The organism is Phenylobacterium sp., assembly GCF_030679875.1.
GTDB lineage: Bacteria > Pseudomonadota > Alphaproteobacteria > Caulobacterales > Caulobacteraceae > Phenylobacterium.
In genome coordinates this window covers 242674-260165 of record NZ_JAUXSP010000015.1, presented here as the reverse complement: position 1 = coordinate 260165, position 17492 = coordinate 242674, and the positions used below count along the sequence as shown (strand labels likewise).

Sequence of the window (17492 nt, the reverse complement as noted above, 5' to 3'; positions counted from 1 at the left end):
GCCGTGATCACTTTTTTCCCCGCGCCCCACCGAGCCAATGTTTTCAAGGGCGTCGCCCCGGAAATCAGGATTCTGCCGGGATGGCTGACAGGGCTTCTTCCAGCTCAAGGAAGCTCGGCTGTGCAGCGGACGGGACATTGCCGCGGCCGATCTCCACCGAAATCTGGGCGGCGTTACCGTGCAGATGGGCGACGAGGACCGACTGGATGATCTTGTAGAAGGATGACTCCTCCTCAACGACCGCGGTCAGGCGTGAGGAAATCGGCCCCACCAGTCCATAGGCCAGGAACACCCCCAGGAAGGTGCCCACAAGAGCGCCGCCGATCATGCCGCCCAGGACTTCCGGCGGCTCCGTGATCGAACCCATGGTCTTGATGACCCCCAGCACGGCGGCGACAATGCCCAGGGCGGGCAGGCCGTCGGCCATGGTCTGCAGGGCGTGCGCTGGCGCCAGCGCTTCATGGTGGTGCTTTTCGAGCTGCTTCTCCATCGCATCCTCGACCTGGTGGGGGTCTTCCAGGTTCATGGTCATCATCCGCAGGGTGTCGCAGATGAAGTCGACGGCGAAGTGGTCCTTGGTAATCCTCGGATAGCGCGAGAAGATCGTGCTCTCGCCGGGGTTCTCAATGTGGCTTTCCAGGGCGATGACACCCTTGGATTTCATCGTCTTGGTGAGCAGAAAGAGCAGCGACAGCAGGTCGCGATAGTCAGACGCCTTCCATTTCGGTCCGGCGAAGGCCTTGGCGAAGCCCCCCATCACCGCCTTGATGACCCCCATGGAGTTGGCGATCAGGAAGGCGGCCACTGCGGCGCCGAGGATCGCCATCAGTTCATAGGGTAGGGAGTACAGGATGATGCCCATCTTCCCGCCGGCGAGGATGTAGCTGCCGAACACCATGGCGAACAGCAGAACGATGCCGATGATCTGAAACATGACGACGAAGGGTCCCCGACTAATCCTGCGGGAGCATCGGGGTTAATGCTTAATGCCCGGTGAGCGGCGATCGCAATTGCCTGGGTGAGCCCGCCGCATTAACAGCGGTCAGATGACGGTGTCCTCCCCCCTGCCTGTGGTGCTGCCCAAGCGATCGTTCGCGATCATCTTCGGGGTCTCCCTGGCTACGGCCATGGGCAATACGGGACTGATCTCGGTTCTGCCGGCCATTGGTCGCTCAATCGGTATTCCCGACCCGCTGGTGGCGGCTGTCTTCTCTCTCTCAGCCCTGCTCTGGGCCTTTTCCTCGCCCTTCTGGGCGCGGGCCTCTGACCGCTATGGGCGCAAGCCCCTGATGCTGGTCGGCCTGACCGGCTTCATGGTCTCCATGGTCTGCTGCGGGCTGGTGGTGAACGCAGGCCTTCGCCATTGGGCCACACCGATGGTGATCTTTGTCTTCTTCCTGTTCGCCCGCGCGCTGTTTGGCCTGTTTGGCGCCGCGTCGAACCCGGCGACCCAGGCCTATGTGGCCGAGCATACCGCACCGGAGAAGCGCACCCAGGCCATGTCCAGTCTGGCCGGCGCCTTTGGCCTCGGCACGGTTATCGGTCCCTTCCTGGCTCCGCTTCTGATCCTGCCCTTCCTGGGGTTGTCGGGCCCGCTGTTCGGCTTCGCCCTGATCGCGGCGGCGATGCTGTTCGTGGTCTATCGCTATCTGCCGGAAAGCCCATTCGCCGGGGAGACCAGGGCGCGCACCGTCGCGGAAGCCGAGACCCGCAAGGCCAATCCAGGGGTCAAGGAAACCCCCATGTGGCGAGACCCGCGGATCACGCCCTTTCTGATCTATGGCTTCCTGGTCGCCGCCTGCCAGACAGCCCAGGGTCAGACTCTGGGGTTCCTGATCATCGACAAGCTGGCCCTGTCGCCGGCCGCGGCCCAGGGCTTCATCGCCATCGCCATGATGTTCGGCGCCATGGCCGGCCTGCTCGCCCAATGGGGCATCATCCGCATGTTCGAGATGACCCCGCGGCAGCTTCTGCGCTGGGGGGTGGCGGTCGCGGCCCTGGGCAATGTGATCGTCGCCTTTTCGCCTGACTACTGGTCGGTGGTGGCGGGCTACGCCATCTCAAGCCTGGGCTTCGGCTTCGCCCGTCCAGGCTTCACGGCGGGCTCATCCCTGGCGGTGAACATGGGCGAACAGGCCCGGGTGGCCGGCGCCATCGCCGCGGTCAACGGGGTCAATGTGGTCTTGGCGCCGTTCTTCGTCCTGCTCTACCAGCTGATCCCCTGGGCGCCGTTCGCCCTGAACGCCGCGATCATGGCCGGCTTGTTCTACTACGCCTTCCGCAGCCCCCAGCTGCGCAACGCAGATCCCAAGCCTGCGACCCGGGCCGACGCTGCGATGGCCACCTTGGATCGCCGGGACGAGTCCGGCCAGTAGGGCGCTGTCGCCGTCGCCGGCCTGCGGCTTCTGGAAATCTAGGGCTGACCGATGCTGTCGGCCCGCAGACGCCGGACCATCTCCAGCGACAGATAGCCGTCGGCGACCAGGCCACGGCTTGCCTGATATTCTCTCAGCGCCTTGCGCGTGTTGATTCCAACAATGCCGTCCGGCGCGCCGGGGTCAAAACCAAGGCGGGCCAGGGCTCGCTGGGCGTCGCTGCGATCGGTGAGGGCGAGGGGGGTTTCCTGGGGCCAGTCGCGGACCAGCTGGCCCTCGCCGCCCAGGCGCTGCGCCAGCAGGCCGACGCCCAGAGCATAGGCGGTCGAGTTGTTGTAGCGACGGATCATGAAGTGGTTGGGGAAGGCCAGGAACAACGGGCCCCCGGCGCCGGAGGGCGCAATCAACTCGGCCGGCGCCTGCTGGTCGGCCATCGAGAAGGGGCGGCCATCTGCGGCGCGAACCCCTCGTTCCGCCCACCAGCTAGGTATCTCCCGCGGGCCTTCAGTCAGGGCGTAGTCGAAACCGGGTGGCGCAGTGACTTCACGATGCCAGCTCTCGCCTCGACGCCAGCCCGCCTTGGCCAGCAGGTTGGCGGCCGAGGCCAGGGCGTCGGCTGACGAGCCCCAAAGGTCCCGTCGTCCATCCCCATCCCCGTCAATGGCGGTGGCCAGAAAGGTGGTGGGGATGAACTGGGTCTGGCCCATGGCGCCGGCCCAGGAGCCCACGAGGCGGGAGCGTGGGAACTCTCCGGAGCCGATAATCTTGAGCGCCGCCATGAGCTGCTCTTCGGCGAATTCTCGCCGCCGGCCATCGGCGGCCAGGGTCGCCATGGCGCGGATGACGTCAAAATCCCCGAGGATGGCGCCAAAGCCCGACTCCAGGCCCCAGATGGCGACCAGGACATCCCGGGGGACTCCATACTGGGACTCAATCCGGCTCAGGGCTGGCAGGGCGTCGCGACGGCGGCGGCCGATGGCGATGCGGTCATCGCTCACCACGCCGCGGATATAGTCGCTGACCGGCCGGGAGAACTCCGGCTGGCGTGAGTCCAGGGCCGAAATACGGTCGTTGGGGGTGAGACCTGCCAACTCCCGGTCGAGCAGATCTGAAGGCAGGCCCGCGCGAACCGCCTTGATGTAGAAGCTTCGTAGCCAGGCGTCGAAGGTCGGGCTCCCGGAGGTGGCCAGGTTGATCACGGGTTCCGGATTGTGCGGCGTCGGCGCCGCAGGGCCGAGGGCCAGCTGGGGCGTCAAGCCTGTCGCCGGGTCGGCGCAGCCGGCCACAAGAAGTACAAGGAAGGAGCGTCGATCCATCATCGAACCATAGGGCTCCTGGCTTGCCGCCTCAATCGCCATGCGGCCTTGCGGCAATGAAAAGCCCCGGACCTCTGAAGGCCCGGGGCTTTGGCGCCGACGGGGGATCACGACCCATCTGGCTGAAGGAGAAATGCGTCTTCGGCCATTGAGTTCCTCTTCACTAAAAAGAACAAGAATCTTCGAATAAGAATTAGTCGCAAATATGTTGCGGCCCGGCCCGCCGCTTGCTAGTGCGAGACATTCGCAAGTTGGGGGTTACGTCTCTATGTCCGGTTTCCAGGGCGGCGCGCTTCGCCGCAGCCTTTTCGCCACGGCCTTCGGCCTCAGCCTTTGCGCCGGCGCTGCGAGCGCCCAGGCTCCCAGCGCCACTGACCAGGGCGCTGATGTGGTTGAGGTGGATCAGCTCGTGGTCACGGCCTCAGCCTTTGAGCGAAAGATTGTCGACGCCCCGGCGTCTGTGAGTGTGATCACCCGCGAGGCTCTGCAGACCAAGCGGTTTTCGAGCCTGGCTGAGGCCCTGGCTGATGTGGAAGGCGTCGATGTTGGCGATGGCGTCGGCAAGACCGGCGGGCTGAACATCTCGATCCGCGGCATGCCCAGCGACTACACGCTGGTGCTGGTCGATGGGCGCCGCCAGAACGCGGCGGGCAATGTGACCCCCAACGGCTTTGGCGAGACCTCCACCAGCTTCATGCCCCCCACCTCGGCCATCGAGCGGATCGAGGTGGTGCGTGGGCCGATGTCGACGCTCTACGGGTCAGACGCCATGGGCGGGGTGGTCAACATCATCACCCGGCGCATCGGGGAGCGCTGGCGGGCGGCAGGGACCGTGCAGGGTACGCTGCAGAGCGACGACCAGTTCGGGGCCAGCTATGGCGCAGAGGCTTATGTGGACGGGCCGCTGGTGGCTGACGTTCTGGGCTTGGCCCTGCGGGGCGGCGTCTTCAGGCGCGAGGCCTCAGACCTCTCCTATGTGGACGCCAACGGCCAGCCGGTGAACATTTCCAAGCGCGGGCCGAGCCCCGTCGAGGCCGACATCTGGACCCTGGGCGGGCGGCTGAGTTTCGCGCCCGCCACGAACCACGACCTGTGGCTCGACATCGATGTGGCCGAGCAATCCTATGACAATACCGAGAGCCAACTGGGCACTGGGACCATCCAGGGGGGCTACGGCCCAGAGCTGCGGTTCGAGCGGGAACAGTATGGTCTGGCCCATGACTGGCGCTCGCCCATCGGCCTGATCACCTCCGACCTGGTCCGCAACATGACCACGACGATCGGCCGGACCATTCCTCCGGGCACCCCGGGCCGGACGGCCGGTGGCCCCCGGGCGCTCGAGGCCACCAACACGATCTTCAATACGCGTCTGGCCACCGAGATGGGGGCTCACGCCTTCACGGTGGGCGGGCAGTGGTGGGAGGCCGAGATGGTCGACGGCGTGGCCGTCGACACCTATGAGCATACCCAGTGGGCTGTCTTCGCCGAGAACGAGTGGCGGCTGCTGGACAATCTGGCCGTCACCCTCGGCGTCCGCCATGACGACCACTCCAAGTTCGGCGGCCAGACCAGCCCGCGGGCCTATCTCGTCTGGACGGCCAGCGACCTCTGGACGATCAAGGGCGGGGTGAGCCGAGGCTTCAAGACCCCGCGTCTGGACCAGATCGCCTCCGGCATCACCGGCTTCACGGCTCAGGGCACGGTACCGACCATCGGCACCCCGACCCTGAAGCCGGAGACCAGCACGACGGCGGAGATCGGCGTCTATTTCGACAATCGCGCGGGCTTCAACGCCAATCTGACCGTCTTCAACAGCGAGTTCGAGGACAAGATCGCTTCGGGGCCGGGCCTGGCCAACTGTTCCTTCGCCGGCAGTCCCAACCGGCCTGGCTGTGTGGACTATGGCGCCTTCCCGCGGGTCGACCTCTATGGCCAGACGGTCAATATCGATCAGGCCGTGACCCGGGGCGTCGAAGTCGCGGGACGCTACGCCCTGAGCGAAGCCTGGAGCGTCTCGGCCAACTATACCTACACCGACAGCGAGCAGAAGAGCGGCCCGTCCGCCGGTCAGCCGCTGGTCAACACCCCTGAGCATATGTTGAACGGGGCTCTCCGCTGGCGCGCCAGCGAGAAGGTGAACGCCTGGGTGCGGACCGAGGTGCGCTCCGAGCGCTATCGCGGCGCTGGCGCGGCCCAGACCGCGCTGGGGGACTACAAGGGCTACGCCCTCTTCCACCTGGGCGGCAGCTATCAGGTGGTCGAAAACGTCCGGGTCAACGCCAGCATCTACAACCTGTTCGACCAGGATTTCCTGAACTACCTGCCCTACGCCAACGGTGCGGCGACGGCCTATGCCGGCGAGTACGCCATCCAGCAGGAGCCCCGGCGGCTCTGGGTTTCGGTGAATGTCGACTTCTGAACGGCTGGGTGTTTCGGCGGCGGGGCATGACGCCGCCGAAGCCCGGGCGCGCGCCAGGCGCAAGGCCCAGCGGCGGGCAGGCTTCCTGCGTCAGATCATGCGCTGGCACTGGATCAGCGCGGCCATCTGCCTGATCGGCATGCTGCTGTTCGCCATTACGGGCATTACGCTCAATCACGCCGGCGCCATTCCCGCCAATCCACGGGTGACGGAGCGGACCGCAGAGCTGCCGGCGAAACTGCTGCCCCTGGTGCAGGCGGCTGAGGCTGAAGAGGCGGCCTTGCCACAGCCGGTTCGAGCCTGGATCGGCGAGGCGCTACAGGTGCGCGTGCCGGCGACGACCGAGCCGGAATGGTCGGCTGGGGAGCTCTACCTGGCCCTGCCGCACCCTGGCGGCGACGCCTGGCTGACCCTCGACACCGTCGCAGGCGAAGCCATCTATGAGCGCACTGACAGGGGCGTGGTCGCCTACCTCAACGACCTGCACAAGGGCCGCAACACCGGCGTGGCCTGGATGTGGTTCCTCGACCTCTTCGCCATCGGCTGTGTGGTGTTCTGCCTCACCGGCCTGATCCTGCTGCAGCTGCACGCCCATGCCCGCCGTTCCACCTGGCCGCTGGTGGGGGCGGGTCTGATCATTCCCCTGCTGCTCGCCCTGCTCTTCATTCACTGAACGGACCCGACCCTATGCGCCGTCTTGCTTCCGCCGCCGTTCTCACCGGCCTGATGGTTTCGCCGGCCGCCGCGGCCGAGTTGAGTCTCAGCATCGAGATTCCGCGCCTTTCGGTGGCCGAGTATCACAACCCCTATGTGGCCATCTGGGTGGAGAAGCCCGACCAGACCGCCGTGAAGACCCTGGCGGTCTGGTACGACATCAAGCTCAAGAACCGCGAAGGCGAGACCTGGCTCAAGGACATGCGCCAGTGGTGGCGTCGGGCCGGACGGACCATGACCCTGCCCGCCGACGGCGTCAGCGGCGCCACCAAGGCGCCGGGCCGGCGCCAGCTGAAGTTCGTCGGCGGCCAGGCGCCGCTCGGAAGCCTTCCCGCCGGTCAGTACAACCTCGTGGTTGAAGCCTCTCGCGAAGTCGGCGGCCGCGAAATGGTCCGCATTCCCTTCCAGTGGCCTCCCAAGGCCCCCGCCACAGGCCAGGCCAAGGGCCAGTCCGAGCTTGGCGCTGTGACTCTCGCCCTGAAGCCCTGACCCCATTTTCTGAGACCGGAGAGACGCGCCATGAAGACTCTGCTTCGCCCCCTTTGCGCCGCTGCGGCGCTCACCGCCATGCTCGCCGCCCCCATGGCGGCCCAGGCGCACCGGCAGTGGATGTTGCCCTCCATGACGGTGATGTCGGGCAATGACCCCTGGATCACCGTGGACGCCGCGGTGTCCAACGACCTGTTCATCTTCGAACATGTCCCCATGCGTCTGGAGGGCCTGGTCATCACCGGACCAGACGGCGCGGCCGTGCCGCATCAGAACGCGGCCACCGGCAAGTACCGCAGCACCTTCGATATCCAGCTCTCCAAGCCGGGCACCTACCGCATCGCCAGCGTCGGTGACGGCGTGATGGCGTCCTACAGGCTGGGCGGCGAACAGAAGCGTTGGCGCGGGCCGGCTGCGGAACTGGCCGCCGCGATCCCAGCCGACGCCACCGAGGTCAAGATCACCCATTCGCAGCGCCGCATCGAGACCTTCGCCACCGCCGGCGAGCCGACCACCGAGTCGCTCAAGCCCACGGGCGAGGGCCTGGAGCTCGCGCCGATCACCCACCCCAATGACCTGTTCGCCGGGGAGACCGCCCAGTTCCGCCTGCTGCTGGATGGGGAGCCCGCCCCGGGCGTCGAGGTCGCCGTGATCCGTGGCGGCGGACGCTATCGGAATGACGTCGCGGAGATGAACCTGACCACCAATGCCGAGGGCCTGCTGGAGATTACCTGGCCAGAGCCCGGCATGTACTGGATGGAGGCCGAGATGCGCGGCGGCAAGAGCCCGATCGCCGGCGCTGAGCGCATGGCGATCTATGTGGGGACCCTGGAAGTGCTGCCGGAATAGGGCGCTTGCCAGCTCCGTTCCCTGGCGCCCGGGTCGCCGTTCCCCTGAGCCTGCCAGACGCCCTTTCGCCCCCGCCGGGGGGCCTCGATGTCGAGGCCTCTGGCCTGTCCATGGGCGTGACCTGGACGCTGAAGGCCGTCACCCTGCCGGGGCTGGGGCCAGAAGCCCTGGCGCGCACGGTCCAGGGCAGGCTGGACGCTGTCGTCGGCGAGATGAGCACCTGGGACCCATCGTCCCACATCAGCGCCTTCAACCGCGCCCCGGCGGGCGCGTGGGTGAGCCTGCCCGAAGGTTTCGCCGACGTCATGGCCTGCGCCCTGGAGGTCGCAGCCCTGGGGGAGGGCGCCTTCGACCCCACCCTGGGGCGATTGACGGACCTCTGGGGGTTTGGCCCGCCTGGCCCGGTCGTCGCCCCGCCGCCCCCGGAGCTGATCGGCCTGGCGCTGGCGCAGGCAGGCTGGCGGCGGCTGGAGTTTGACGCCGATGGACGTCGCCTACGCCAGCCGGGGGGCCTGGCCCTGGACCTGTCGGGGATCGCCAAGGGATTTGGGGTCGACCTGGCCGCTCGGGCGCTGCTGCGCCTCGGGGTGCGCCACTTCCTGCTGGAGGTGGGGGGCGAACTGCGAGGCGAAGGCCTCAAGCCCGACGGTCAGCCCTGGTGGGCCGCTCTGGAAAGACTGCCGGGCGAGGTCGACGGGCAGGGGCCCGTTCTGCTGGCCCTGTGCGGCATGTCGGTGGCCACCTCGGGCGACTATCGTCGCTACATGATCCACGAGAGCCAGAGGCTCAACCACACCCTGGACCCCCGCACGGGTCGGCCCAGTGAGAGCGGCGTGGCCTGCGTCAGCGTCCTCCACCGCGAGGCCATGGTCGCCGACGCCTGGTGCACCCTGCTTTCGGTGCTGGAGGCTGAGCAGGGCCTGGCGCTCTGCGCCGCGCACGAGGTCCCGGCGCGGTTTCTCATCCATACGAAAAAGGGCCTGGAAGAGCGGCTTTCGCCGGCTTTCCAGGCCCTTCTCGACGACTAGGATCTAAGGGGCGCTCAGACCAGTTCGGACGGCTTGATCCCCAGCTCCTTGAGCAGCGGCTCGGCATAGTCGACCCGGCCGGTCATGGATTTCGCATCGGCCTTGGCCAGCTGATAGACCGCCTCGGCGATGAACTCGATGGGCTGCACCCGGTCCCTGGTCTGGTCATTGATCAGGCCGTGGACGGCGACGCCCGGGGTGTCCACCAGGCCCGGCGAGACCACATTGACTGCAATGCCGTCCCCTTGGACCTCCGAGGCGAGACCGGTGGTGAACCGCTCCAGAGCCGCTTTGCACAGACCATAGACCGTGCCGCCACGGCCGCCGGAATAGGGTTGCTTGGGATGGATGCCGGCTGGCGAGGATATGTTGACGATGGAGCCCCAGCCCTTCTGGCGCATGCCGGGCATGACCAGCTGGGCCAGGTGGAAGGGCGCATAGACCTGCACTTCCATCATCAGCTTGAAGCGCTTTTCGGTGAAGTCCTGGACCGGCATGAAATAGGTGATGGCGGCGTTGTTGATCAGGATGTCGATGGGGCCGAAGGCGGCCTCTGCCTCCTCCACCAGCCGCTCGCGCTCGGACGCCTGGGCCAGGTCAGCCTTGACCAGGACGGCCTCGGCGCCGGCCGCTTTCAAGCGCTCGACCGTGTGGGCCAGCGTGCCGGGCAGGCGGCTCTCACCCTCCTGGGCTGTGCGGGCCGAGACGACGACCCGGGCGCCCTCCATGGCCAGACGCGCGGCGATGGCCTCGCCAATGCCCCGGCTGGCGCCGGTGACCAGCGCGGTCTTGCCCTTGAGGGTTCCGTTCGGATTAATGGTCGCAGACATAATGAATGATCCTCCCATGACTTTTTTCTTATGGGTGAAGCCTCGCGCCTTTGGCCCGGCGCTGCAAGCCAGACCGGGACCAGACCGGGGGCCGGCCGGGACTAGGCCAGCTTCCTGGCCCAGTCCCCGTTGACTCCGTCAGGCGTGGCCCGTATATGCGCCGGCTCTGTTGGTAACCCTCTGGAAGACGGCGCGCGGCGACGCGCGAAGACAAGCTCATGAAGGTCAGAAGCTCGCTGAAGTCGCTGAAGACGCGTCACCGCGACTGCAAGCTCGTTCGCCGCAAGGGCGTGGTCTACGTCATCAACAAGACGGACCCGCGCTTTAAAGCCAAGCAAGGCTAGGCGCGCCGGTCCCCGGAGATGGCCCAGGCGGTCCTCTGGGATATCGGCAATGTCGTGGTCCGCTGGGACCCGAAGACGCTCTATGCGAAGATTTTTCAGGAGCCGGCCGATCTGGACCGGTTCCTTTCGCATGTCTGCACCATGATCTGGCATGTGAACCACGACCTGGGCGTCACCTTCGCGGAGAACCGCAAGGCCCTGGTTGAACGCTTCCCTGAGTACGAGGCTGAGATCCTCGCCTGGGAGACCCGGTGGTGGGAGATGTTCTCCGGAACCATCCCCGAGACCGAGGCCGCCATTGAGGCGCTGCATGCCCGGGGCGTGCCGCAGTTTGGCCTGACCAACATGTCCCACGAGGTCTTTGACGGGGTCATCGCCATGAGCCCGGCCTTCGCCCGCCTGGAAGGCTATGTGGTTTCGGCGGAAGAAAAGCTGATCAAGCCCGATCCGCGCATCTACGCCATCGCCTGCGCGCGGTTCGGCCATGCGCCGGGCGACATCCTGTTCGTGGACGACAGCGCGACCAATATCGCCGCGGCGAAGGCCTTTGGCCTGCAGACCCATCACTTCACCGACCCTGCCGCCCTGCGCCCCGCGCTGGAGGCCCACGGGCTCCTCTAGGCCTCAGACGGATTTCGTTCGTCGCCGATGCGCGGTAGGGTCCGCCGCTTCAAACCACCCTCGACTCGGAAGACGCTTTTCCCATGGCTGACGACAGCGCCCACATCGACATTCTCAACACCACCGCCCAGGGGCAGCTGAAGAGCATCATCGAGCGCATCGAGCGCCTGGAGCTGGAAAAGTCCGAGGTGGCCGAGCAGATCAAGGAAGTCTTCGCCGAGGCCAAGGGCAACGGCTTCGACGTCAAGGTGCTGCGCAAGGTGGTCCGCCTGCGCAAACAGGACCGCGCCAAGCGGCAGGAGGAAGAGGCGATCCTCGACCTCTATCTCTCGGCGCTCGGAGAGATTTGAAGCGCAAACCGCCAGACCCGAGGGCCCAGGCCAAGCGGGCCGCGCTGAATGCGCTCAAGCGCGTTCAGCGTGAGGCCGCACGAACCGGCGTTGAGCTCTCCGAATGGGAGGGCGAGTTCCTGGGATCGGTGGAGGATCGGGTGAACACCTATGGCCGGGCCTTTGGCGACCCCGAAAAGGGTGCGCCGGGCCAGGCGCTGTCGGCCCTGCAGCACCGGAAGCTCAAGGAAATCTCGGCCAAGGCCAAGGGTGAGAAGCCCCAGATGGCCCGCCGGGGCTTCAGCCGCAAACCGCGCGAGGCGGAGGAATAGCGGCGCCCGAGACGCCGGCGCGGCCGCCACCCCACACCGTCATCCGGGGCCTTGCGCCTCTGGATTTCTGGACCCGCCTCAGGCCGCCTCAGTCTCGCTGTCCTCGGACCCGCTGATCACCCCGTCCAGGCCCTGTTCGCGGACCTTGCGATAGAGGGTGGAGCGGCCGATGCCCAGGCGCCGGGCGACCTCGCTCATGTGGCCGGCATAGATCTCGATCGCCAGTTGGATCAGGTCGCGCTCGATGTCCTCGAGCGTCCGCAGATGGCCGCGATCATCCAGGATCCGCACCGGGGCGTCCTTGGGCAGTTCCGCCATCAGCTCCCGGGCGGCTTGCGGCGAAATGGCCGATGTCGCCAGGGGCGCAGGGGCGGGCGCGGCTTCGGGGGGCGGGGCCACGACACCGGAGATGGCCGGGAAGTCGAAGGGCTGCAGATAGGGCGAGTCCGACAGGACGATGGCCCGATAGACCGCATTCTCCAGCTGCCGGACATTGCCGGGCCAGTCGTGGTCCAGCAGGTGCTGCAGGGTCTCGGGCGCGCAGCCGACGACCTTCTTTCCCTCCTCCACATTGAAGCGGCGGACGAAGTGGTCGACCAGGGCCGGGATGTCGTCCTTGCGCGTGCGCAGGGAAGGCGCCTCGATCGGGAAGACGTTGAGGCGGTAGAACAGGTCCTCGCGGAACCGGCCCTCGGCGACAGCCTGGGACAGGTCGCGGTTGGTGGCCGAGACGATGCGCACATCGACCTTCACCGAACGCTTGGCGCCGACGGGATCGATTTCGCTCTCCTGCAGGGCGCGCAGCAGCTTGACCTGGATGTCCAGGGGAAGCTCGCCCACCTCATCCAGGAACAGGGTGCCGCCGCTGGCTTCCAGGAACTTGCCCAGATGCTTGTCGGTGGCCCCGGTGAAGCTGCCCTTTTCGTGGCCGAACAGGATGGATTCCACCAAATTTTCCGGCAGGGCGCCGCAGTTGACCGCCACGAAGGGCTTGCCCGCCCGGTCAGACGAGCCGTGAAGAGCCCGGGCGATGACTTCCTTGCCGACGCCGCTCTCGCCGGTGATCAGGATGGGAATGGTCGACTTGGCCGCCCGCTCCCCCATCCGCTTGACGAGCGTCATGGGCGCAGAGGCCCCGACCATGTCTGCGAAGGTGAAGCGACCGGTCTTGTGCTTCTTCAGGCGGTCCACCTCGCCCCGCAGCTCGCCCATGGAGAGGGCGTTGCGGATGGAGACGATGATCCGTTCCGGGCTGGCCGGCTTGACGAAGAAGTCACAGGCCCCGGCCTGCATGGCCTGGACGACGGTGTCGATACTGCCTTGGGCTGTCACCACGATCACCGGCTGATGGAAGCCGCGGGCGCGCATCTCCTTCAGGGTGTCCTGGCCCGAGAGCCTGGGCATGACGAGATCCAGCAGGATCAGGTCGACCCTGGCCCCGGCCATCAGGTGGGACATCGCCGCATCGCCGGATTCGGCATGGGCGACGGCGAAGCCCTCCCGTTCCAGAACAGCCTGGATCAGCCTGCGCTGGGTTGGATCATCATCGACGACAAGGACCATCTTGGTCATTGGAAGACACCACCTGTACCGGACGCCCACCTCTCCGGGTGGGGCTCACTTGTCGCGGATTGATACAGGTCGCCGGTAAAGGCGGGGTTTCCCAGACCTGAGTCAGGGGTTAACGGCCAAGGCTTGACCGTGGCGCCGTCGGGGCCCTTGATGAACCTCCCTGGGGAGGGACTTGTCATGTTCGTGGGCCACTATGCCGCCGCCATCGCCGCCAAGGCGATCGAACCCCGCGGGCCATTATGGGTCTACGTCCTCGCCGCCCAGCTGGTGGATGTCGCGTGGGGCGCGCTGATCATCACAGGCGTCGAGCGGGTCTCGGTCGATCCGGACCTGCCCGGCAGCGCCCTGGTCCTCGAGCACATGCCCTATACCCATTCCCTGCCCGCGGCGGCGGCTTGGTCCGTGTTGGGCGGCCTGGCTGCAAGGCTTGTCCTGCGGCTGCCCTGGGCCGCTGCGATGATGGTTGGTGCGGTGGTCTTCTCCCACTGGCTGCTGGATTTTCTGGTCCACCGGCCTGATCTCGCCCTGTGGTTCGGCGGACCCAAGGTTGGGCTGGGGCTGTGGGACTATCCTGTGCCCGAGCAGGCGGTGGAGATCGGTCTGATCGCCATGGCCGGCGCCGCCTGGGCCTGGAGCCGTGGCCGGCAGGGGCTCGGCCTCGTCGCCGCGCCGGCCTTCATTGGTTTCCTGGTCGCCCTGCAGATCGTCGCCATGCTGCTGCCGGCCGATGGTGATCCGGTGGGGATGGGCGTCTCGGCGATCGTCGCCTTTCTCGTCGTGACCCTGATGGCGGCCTTCGCCGACCGTCCCGTCCGCCCACCGGCTGGCTGAGGCGGGGGATTTGCCTCTGGGCCAGAGGTGGCCATAGTGGCGCTCAAGGGCCGGGCACGCGGCCGGGCCGGGGAGGGCCGCCATGCAACTCAAGTTCACCCTGATCGCGCTCGCCTGCGCCACCCTGCTCAGCGCCTGCCAGGAGGCCGCAGGCTCCAAGGACGTCGATCAGGCGCGCCTGGAGGCCGCCGAGACCAATGCCGAGTGGCTCTCCTATGGCCGGTCCTATTCCGAGCAGCGGTTCAGCCCGCTTACCCAGATCAACACCGAGTCGGTGGGCGAACTCGGACTCGCCTGGTCCTACGAGTTCGACACTGATCGCGGTCAGGAGGCCACGCCCATCGTCAAGGACGGGATGCTCTACACCACCACGGCCTGGTCAAAGGTCTATGCCTTCGATGCGGCCACCGGCGCGCTGAAATGGTCCTATGACCCCAAGGTGGCCGGAGAGAAGGCCTTCGACGCCTGCTGCGACGTGGTCAATCGCGGGGTCGCGGTCTGGGGCGGCAAGGTCTTTGTCGGCGCCCTCGATGGCCGGCTGATCGCCCTGGACGCGGCCACCGGCGCCGAGGCCTGGTCAGTGCAGACCACAGATACCGCCAAGCCCTACACCATCACCGGCGCCCCGCGGGTCATCAAGGGCAAGGTGCTGATCGGCAATGGCGGCGCTGAATATGGCGTGCGCGGCTATCTGTCGGCTTTCGACGCGGAGACCGGCGCCCTGGTCTGGCGCTTTTTCACAGCCCCCAATCCCGATGGCCAGCCGGACGGTGCGGCCTCGGACGCCATCCTGGCGGAGAAGGCGGCCGGCACCTGGTTTGGCGAGGGCTGGAAGGCCACCGGCGGCGGGGCCACGGTCTGGGACGCCATGGCCTACGACCCCAAGCTCGACCTGCTCTATGTGGGGGTCGGCAATGGTACGCCCTGGAACCACGAGAAGCGCTCGGACGGAAAGGGCGACAACCTGTTCGTCTCCTCGATCCTGGCGCTCAAGCCCGACACCGGCCAATACGTCTGGCACTATCAGACCACGCCCGGCGAGAGCTGGGACTATACGGCCACGCAGCACATCATCCTGTCGGACCTGACCATTGAGGGCCAGTCGCGTCAGGTCCTGATGCAGGCCCCCAAGAACGGCTTCTTCTATGTGCTGGACCGCGCCACCGGCGAGCTGATCTCGGCCGAGGCCTATGTGCCGATCACCTGGGCCACCGGTGTCGACAAGGCCACTGGGCGGCCCATTGAGGCGCCGGGCGCCCGCTATCGCGACGCGCCAACGCTGCAGATCCCCGCGCCGTTCGGGGCCCACAACTGGCATCCCATGGCGTTCAATCCGCAGACGGGGCTGGTCTATATCCCCGCCCAGGTGGTGCCCTTCGCCTATGGGGATGACCCCAAATATCGCCACCAGCCCGGCGCCTGGAACATCGGCACAGACTTCCTGGCCAACGCCCTTCCCGATGACGCCGCCCAGATGGCCGGATTGAAGGCGATGGTGAAGGGGCAGCTGATCGCCTGGGACCCGGTGGCCCAGAAGGCCCGCTGGACCGTCGAGCATCCGTTCTTCTGGAACGCCGGCGTCATGACCACGGCCGGGGGCCTGGTCTTCCAGGGCGCCGCCGAGGGGACCTTCTCGGCCTATGACGCGGCCACCGGCGCCAAGCTGTGGTCCTATGAGACGGTGAACGGGGTCATCGCCCCGCCCTCGACCTATGAGATCAATGGCGAGCAGTATGTGGCCCTGATGGTCGGCTATGGGGGCGCCGGAGCTTTATCTTCGCCCGCCCTGTTGCCGGATCGTTCGCGTCTTCCCGGCCGGCTGCTGGTCTTCAAGCTTGGGGGCGCGGCGACCGCGCCAGCCTATGACCTGCCGGAGATCCAGCCCCTGGACCTGACGGGAGTCAGCTCAAGGGGGAGCGCCAAGGCGGGCTTTGAGAGCTTCCAGCAGTATTGCCAGGTCTGCCACGGGTCCAACGCTTCGGGCCGGTATCTGCCCGATCTGAAGCGATCCCAGATGCTGCTGTCAGCGGAAAACTGGTCGTCGGTGGTGCTCGACGGGGCCCTGGCCCCGCGGGGCATGGCCAGTTTCTCCCGCTTCCTTTCCGCCGCCGAGGCCGAGAACATCCGCGCCTATGTGCTGACGGAGGCGCGCAAGGGCGCAACCCCGACGCCTATCCAGGCCGCGTCCAGGTAGGCAGGTCAGCTCCCAAGCGCGGCTTCGAACTGCTCGGCGATCCAGTCGGCCTGATCGGAGCTCAGGACCAGGGGCGGGGCGATACGGATGGTGTGGTCGTGGGTCTCCTTGCACAGCAGGCCGCGGCGCTGGAGGTTCTCGCAGACCTTCCGGGCGCCGCCGGCTTCTGGGTGCAGTTCGACGGCCAGCATCAGGCCCCGGCCGCGGACCTCCTTGATCGCCTCGTGGCGGATCGAGGCCAGCGAGGCCCGCAGGCGGTCGCCGACCCGCTGAGCGTTGCCGATCATGTCCTCTTCCACCAGCACCTTCAGGGCGGCCCGGGCCACCGCGCAGGCCAGGGGGTTGCCGCCAAAGGTCGAGCCGTGTTCGCCGGGCTTCAGCACACCCACGACCGCGTCGTTCGAGAGCACCGCAGAGACGGGGTAGAAGCCCCCCGACAGCGCCTTGCCCACCAGGGTCAGGTCGGCCTCGACCCCCTCATGCTCCTCGGCCAGCAGCTTGCCGGTGCGGCCAAGGCCCGTCTGGATCTCATCAAGGATCAGGACGACGTTGTGGCGGGTGCAGAGCTCGCGGGCGCTCTTCAGATAGCCGGCCGGTGGGATGATGACGCCCGCCTCCCCCTGGATCGGCTCGACCAGGAAGGCGACGGTGTTGGGGGTGATGGCCGCTTCCAGGGCCGCAGCGTCGCCGAAGGGGACGACCTTGAAGCCTGGCGCGAAGGGGCCAAAGCCGCCCCGGGCCTGCGCGTCGGTGGAGAAGCCGACGATGGCCAGCGTCCGCCCGTGGAAGTTCTCCGAGCAGACGATGATCTCGGCCTGGCCGGCGGGCACGCCCTTGACCTCATAGCCCCACTTGCGGGCCACCTTCAGGGCGCTTTCGACGGCTTCGGCGCCCGAGTTCATCGGCAGGGCGCGATGAGACCCCGTCAGCGCGCAGATTTCCTCATAGAAGAGGGCCAGCTGGTCGTTGCGGAAGGCCCGGCTGGTCAGGGTCAGCTTGCCGGCCTGCTCGGTCATGGCCGCCAGGATCTTCGGATGGCAATGGCCCTGGTTGACCGCTGAATAGGCCGAAAGCCCGTCCAGATAGCGCTTGCCCTCGACATCCCAGACATAGACCCCCTCGCCGCGGCTCAGCACCACGTCGAGCGGCTTGTAGTTGCGCGCGCCCAGCCGCGCCTCGGCGGCGATATAGTCCTGTGGGGTCGACAGGACGGGGCGCTCGAGAAAGATGTTGTCGGTCATGGGAAACC

General features: G+C 67.0%; 17 protein-coding genes. 12 read left to right on the top strand and 5 right to left on the bottom strand.

Annotation, left to right across the window (positions count from 1 at the left end):
- Nucleotides 1-64 precede the first annotated feature (64 nt).
- A complete protein-coding gene (gene motA / locus Q8K84_RS09330; protein ID WP_305282370.1) occupies nucleotides 65-934 on the bottom strand; it encodes a flagellar motor stator protein MotA in 870 nt (289 codons plus the stop codon).
- Between the two features lie 112 nt (nucleotides 935-1046).
- Here motA and Q8K84_RS09325 point away from each other — a divergent pair, with 112 nt between their 5' ends.
- Entirely contained in the window at nucleotides 1047-2375 is a 1329-nt protein-coding gene (locus Q8K84_RS09325) for an MFS transporter (protein ID WP_305282369.1), read from the top strand.
- Nucleotides 2376-2413: 38 nt separating this feature from the next.
- On the opposite strand, the gene Q8K84_RS09320 is transcribed toward Q8K84_RS09325, so the two are convergent.
- Nucleotides 2414-3691, bottom strand: a complete 1278-nt coding sequence (locus Q8K84_RS09320; RefSeq protein WP_305282368.1) for a lytic murein transglycosylase — start codon at nucleotides 3689-3691, stop codon at nucleotides 2414-2416.
- A 268-nt stretch (nucleotides 3692-3959) separates the two neighbouring features.
- Here Q8K84_RS09320 and Q8K84_RS09315 point away from each other — a divergent pair, with 268 nt between their 5' ends.
- Genes Q8K84_RS09315 through Q8K84_RS09295 form a run of 5 tightly spaced genes read left to right on the top strand, consistent with a single transcriptional unit; the run spans nucleotide 3960 to nucleotide 9190 of the window.
- Nucleotides 3960-6110 carry a TonB-dependent receptor domain-containing protein gene (locus tag Q8K84_RS09315; RefSeq protein ID WP_305282367.1) on the top strand — a complete coding sequence of 717 codons (2151 nt, stop codon included), beginning with the start codon at nucleotides 3960-3962 and terminating at the stop codon, nucleotides 6108-6110.
- On the top strand, nucleotides 6097-6783 hold the full coding sequence (locus tag Q8K84_RS09310; RefSeq protein WP_305282366.1) for a PepSY-associated TM helix domain-containing protein: 687 nt from the start codon (nucleotides 6097-6099) through the stop codon (nucleotides 6781-6783). The genes Q8K84_RS09315 and Q8K84_RS09310 overlap by 14 nt, the downstream gene beginning before the upstream one ends.
- Before the next feature lie 14 nt (nucleotides 6784-6797).
- On the top strand, nucleotides 6798-7313 hold the full coding sequence (locus tag Q8K84_RS09305) for a DUF2271 domain-containing protein (RefSeq protein WP_305282365.1): 516 nt from the start codon (nucleotides 6798-6800) through the stop codon (nucleotides 7311-7313).
- A gap of 30 nt (nucleotides 7314-7343) precedes the next feature.
- Nucleotides 7344-8162: a DUF4198 domain-containing protein gene (locus tag Q8K84_RS09300; protein WP_305282364.1), complete on the top strand. Its 819-nt coding sequence runs from the start codon at nucleotides 7344-7346 to the stop codon at nucleotides 8160-8162.
- A gap of 5 nt (nucleotides 8163-8167) precedes the next feature.
- Nucleotides 8168-9190: an FAD:protein FMN transferase gene (locus Q8K84_RS09295; protein WP_305282363.1), complete on the top strand. Its 1023-nt coding sequence runs from the start codon at nucleotides 8168-8170 to the stop codon at nucleotides 9188-9190.
- A 14-nt stretch (nucleotides 9191-9204) separates the two neighbouring features.
- Here Q8K84_RS09295 and Q8K84_RS09290 read toward each other — a convergent pair whose 3' ends face one another.
- A complete protein-coding gene (locus Q8K84_RS09290) occupies nucleotides 9205-10020 on the bottom strand; it encodes an SDR family NAD(P)-dependent oxidoreductase (RefSeq protein WP_305282362.1) in 816 nt (271 codons plus the stop codon).
- A gap of 218 nt (nucleotides 10021-10238) precedes the next feature.
- Between Q8K84_RS09290 and ykgO the strand changes: the two genes are divergently transcribed.
- From ykgO to Q8K84_RS09270, 4 genes are all read left to right on the top strand, one after another.
- Nucleotides 10239-10364, top strand: coding sequence for a type B 50S ribosomal protein L36 (ykgO, locus tag Q8K84_RS09285; protein ID WP_056023006.1), 126 nt, complete (start codon nucleotides 10239-10241; stop codon nucleotides 10362-10364).
- A gap of 18 nt (nucleotides 10365-10382) precedes the next feature.
- Nucleotides 10383-10985, top strand: coding sequence for an HAD family phosphatase (locus Q8K84_RS09280; RefSeq protein ID WP_305282361.1), 603 nt, complete (start codon nucleotides 10383-10385; stop codon nucleotides 10983-10985).
- 83 nt (nucleotides 10986-11068) lie between these two features.
- Nucleotides 11069-11335 (top strand): DUF2312 domain-containing protein, encoded by a 267-nt coding sequence (locus Q8K84_RS09275; RefSeq protein ID WP_300572905.1) that lies wholly within the window; start codon nucleotides 11069-11071, stop codon nucleotides 11333-11335.
- Entirely contained in the window at nucleotides 11332-11646 is a 315-nt protein-coding gene (locus Q8K84_RS09270) for a hypothetical protein (protein WP_305282360.1), read from the top strand. The genes Q8K84_RS09275 and Q8K84_RS09270 overlap by 4 nt, the downstream gene beginning before the upstream one ends.
- Nucleotides 11647-11724: 78 nt before the next feature.
- Here the strand turns inward: Q8K84_RS09270 and Q8K84_RS09265 are convergent, their stop codons facing one another.
- Complete coding sequence (locus Q8K84_RS09265; RefSeq protein WP_305282359.1) at nucleotides 11725-13218, bottom strand: sigma-54 dependent transcriptional regulator; 1494 nt, start codon at nucleotides 13216-13218, stop codon at nucleotides 11725-11727.
- A 177-nt stretch (nucleotides 13219-13395) separates the two neighbouring features.
- On the opposite strand from Q8K84_RS09265, the gene Q8K84_RS09260 reads away from it, so the two are divergent.
- Nucleotides 13396-14049 carry a hypothetical protein gene (locus tag Q8K84_RS09260; protein ID WP_305282358.1) on the top strand — a complete coding sequence of 218 codons (654 nt, stop codon included), beginning with the start codon at nucleotides 13396-13398 and terminating at the stop codon, nucleotides 14047-14049.
- Nucleotides 14050-14131: 82 nt separating this feature from the next.
- Nucleotides 14132-16243, top strand: coding sequence for a PQQ-dependent dehydrogenase, methanol/ethanol family (locus tag Q8K84_RS09255; protein WP_305282357.1), 2112 nt, complete (start codon nucleotides 14132-14134; stop codon nucleotides 16241-16243).
- 5 nt (nucleotides 16244-16248) lie between these two features.
- Here the strand turns inward: Q8K84_RS09255 and rocD are convergent, their stop codons facing one another.
- Nucleotides 16249-17484, bottom strand: coding sequence for an ornithine--oxo-acid transaminase (rocD, locus tag Q8K84_RS09250; RefSeq protein WP_305282356.1), 1236 nt, complete (start codon nucleotides 17482-17484; stop codon nucleotides 16249-16251).
- Nucleotides 17485-17492: the final 8 nt, after the last annotated feature.

Excerpts from the sequence above, each read along its gene's own strand:
- Q8K84_RS09320 (WP_305282368.1), bottom strand. The coding sequence starts at position 3,691 with ATGGATCGACGCTCCTTCCTTGTACTTCTTGTGGCCGGCTGCGCCGAC.
- Q8K84_RS09315 (WP_305282367.1), top strand. The coding sequence starts at position 3,960 with ATGTCCGGTTTCCAGGGCGGCGCGCTTCGCCGCAGCCTTTTCGCCACG.
- motA (WP_305282370.1), bottom strand. The coding sequence starts at position 934 with ATGTTTCAGATCATCGGCATCGTTCTGCTGTTCGCCATGGTGTTCGGC.
- Q8K84_RS09255 (WP_305282357.1), top strand. The coding sequence starts at position 14,132 with ATGCAACTCAAGTTCACCCTGATCGCGCTCGCCTGCGCCACCCTGCTC.
- Q8K84_RS09280 (WP_305282361.1), top strand. The coding sequence starts at position 10,383 with ATGGCCCAGGCGGTCCTCTGGGATATCGGCAATGTCGTGGTCCGCTGG.
- Q8K84_RS09275 (WP_300572905.1), top strand. The coding sequence starts at position 11,069 with ATGGCTGACGACAGCGCCCACATCGACATTCTCAACACCACCGCCCAG.
- Q8K84_RS09260 (WP_305282358.1), top strand. The coding sequence starts at position 13,396 with ATGTTCGTGGGCCACTATGCCGCCGCCATCGCCGCCAAGGCGATCGAA.
- Q8K84_RS09305 (WP_305282365.1), top strand. The coding sequence starts at position 6,798 with ATGCGCCGTCTTGCTTCCGCCGCCGTTCTCACCGGCCTGATGGTTTCG.
- Q8K84_RS09290 (WP_305282362.1), bottom strand. The coding sequence starts at position 10,020 with ATGTCTGCGACCATTAATCCGAACGGAACCCTCAAGGGCAAGACCGCG.
- Q8K84_RS09265 (WP_305282359.1), bottom strand. The coding sequence starts at position 13,218 with ATGACCAAGATGGTCCTTGTCGTCGATGATGATCCAACCCAGCGCAGG.
- Q8K84_RS09310 (WP_305282366.1), top strand. The coding sequence starts at position 6,097 with ATGTCGACTTCTGAACGGCTGGGTGTTTCGGCGGCGGGGCATGACGCC.
- rocD (WP_305282356.1), bottom strand. The coding sequence starts at position 17,484 with ATGACCGACAACATCTTTCTCGAGCGCCCCGTCCTGTCGACCCCACAG.
- Q8K84_RS09325 (WP_305282369.1), top strand. The coding sequence starts at position 1,047 with ATGACGGTGTCCTCCCCCCTGCCTGTGGTGCTGCCCAAGCGATCGTTC.
- ykgO (WP_056023006.1), top strand. The coding sequence starts at position 10,239 with ATGAAGGTCAGAAGCTCGCTGAAGTCGCTGAAGACGCGTCACCGCGAC.
- Q8K84_RS09300 (WP_305282364.1), top strand. The coding sequence starts at position 7,344 with ATGAAGACTCTGCTTCGCCCCCTTTGCGCCGCTGCGGCGCTCACCGCC.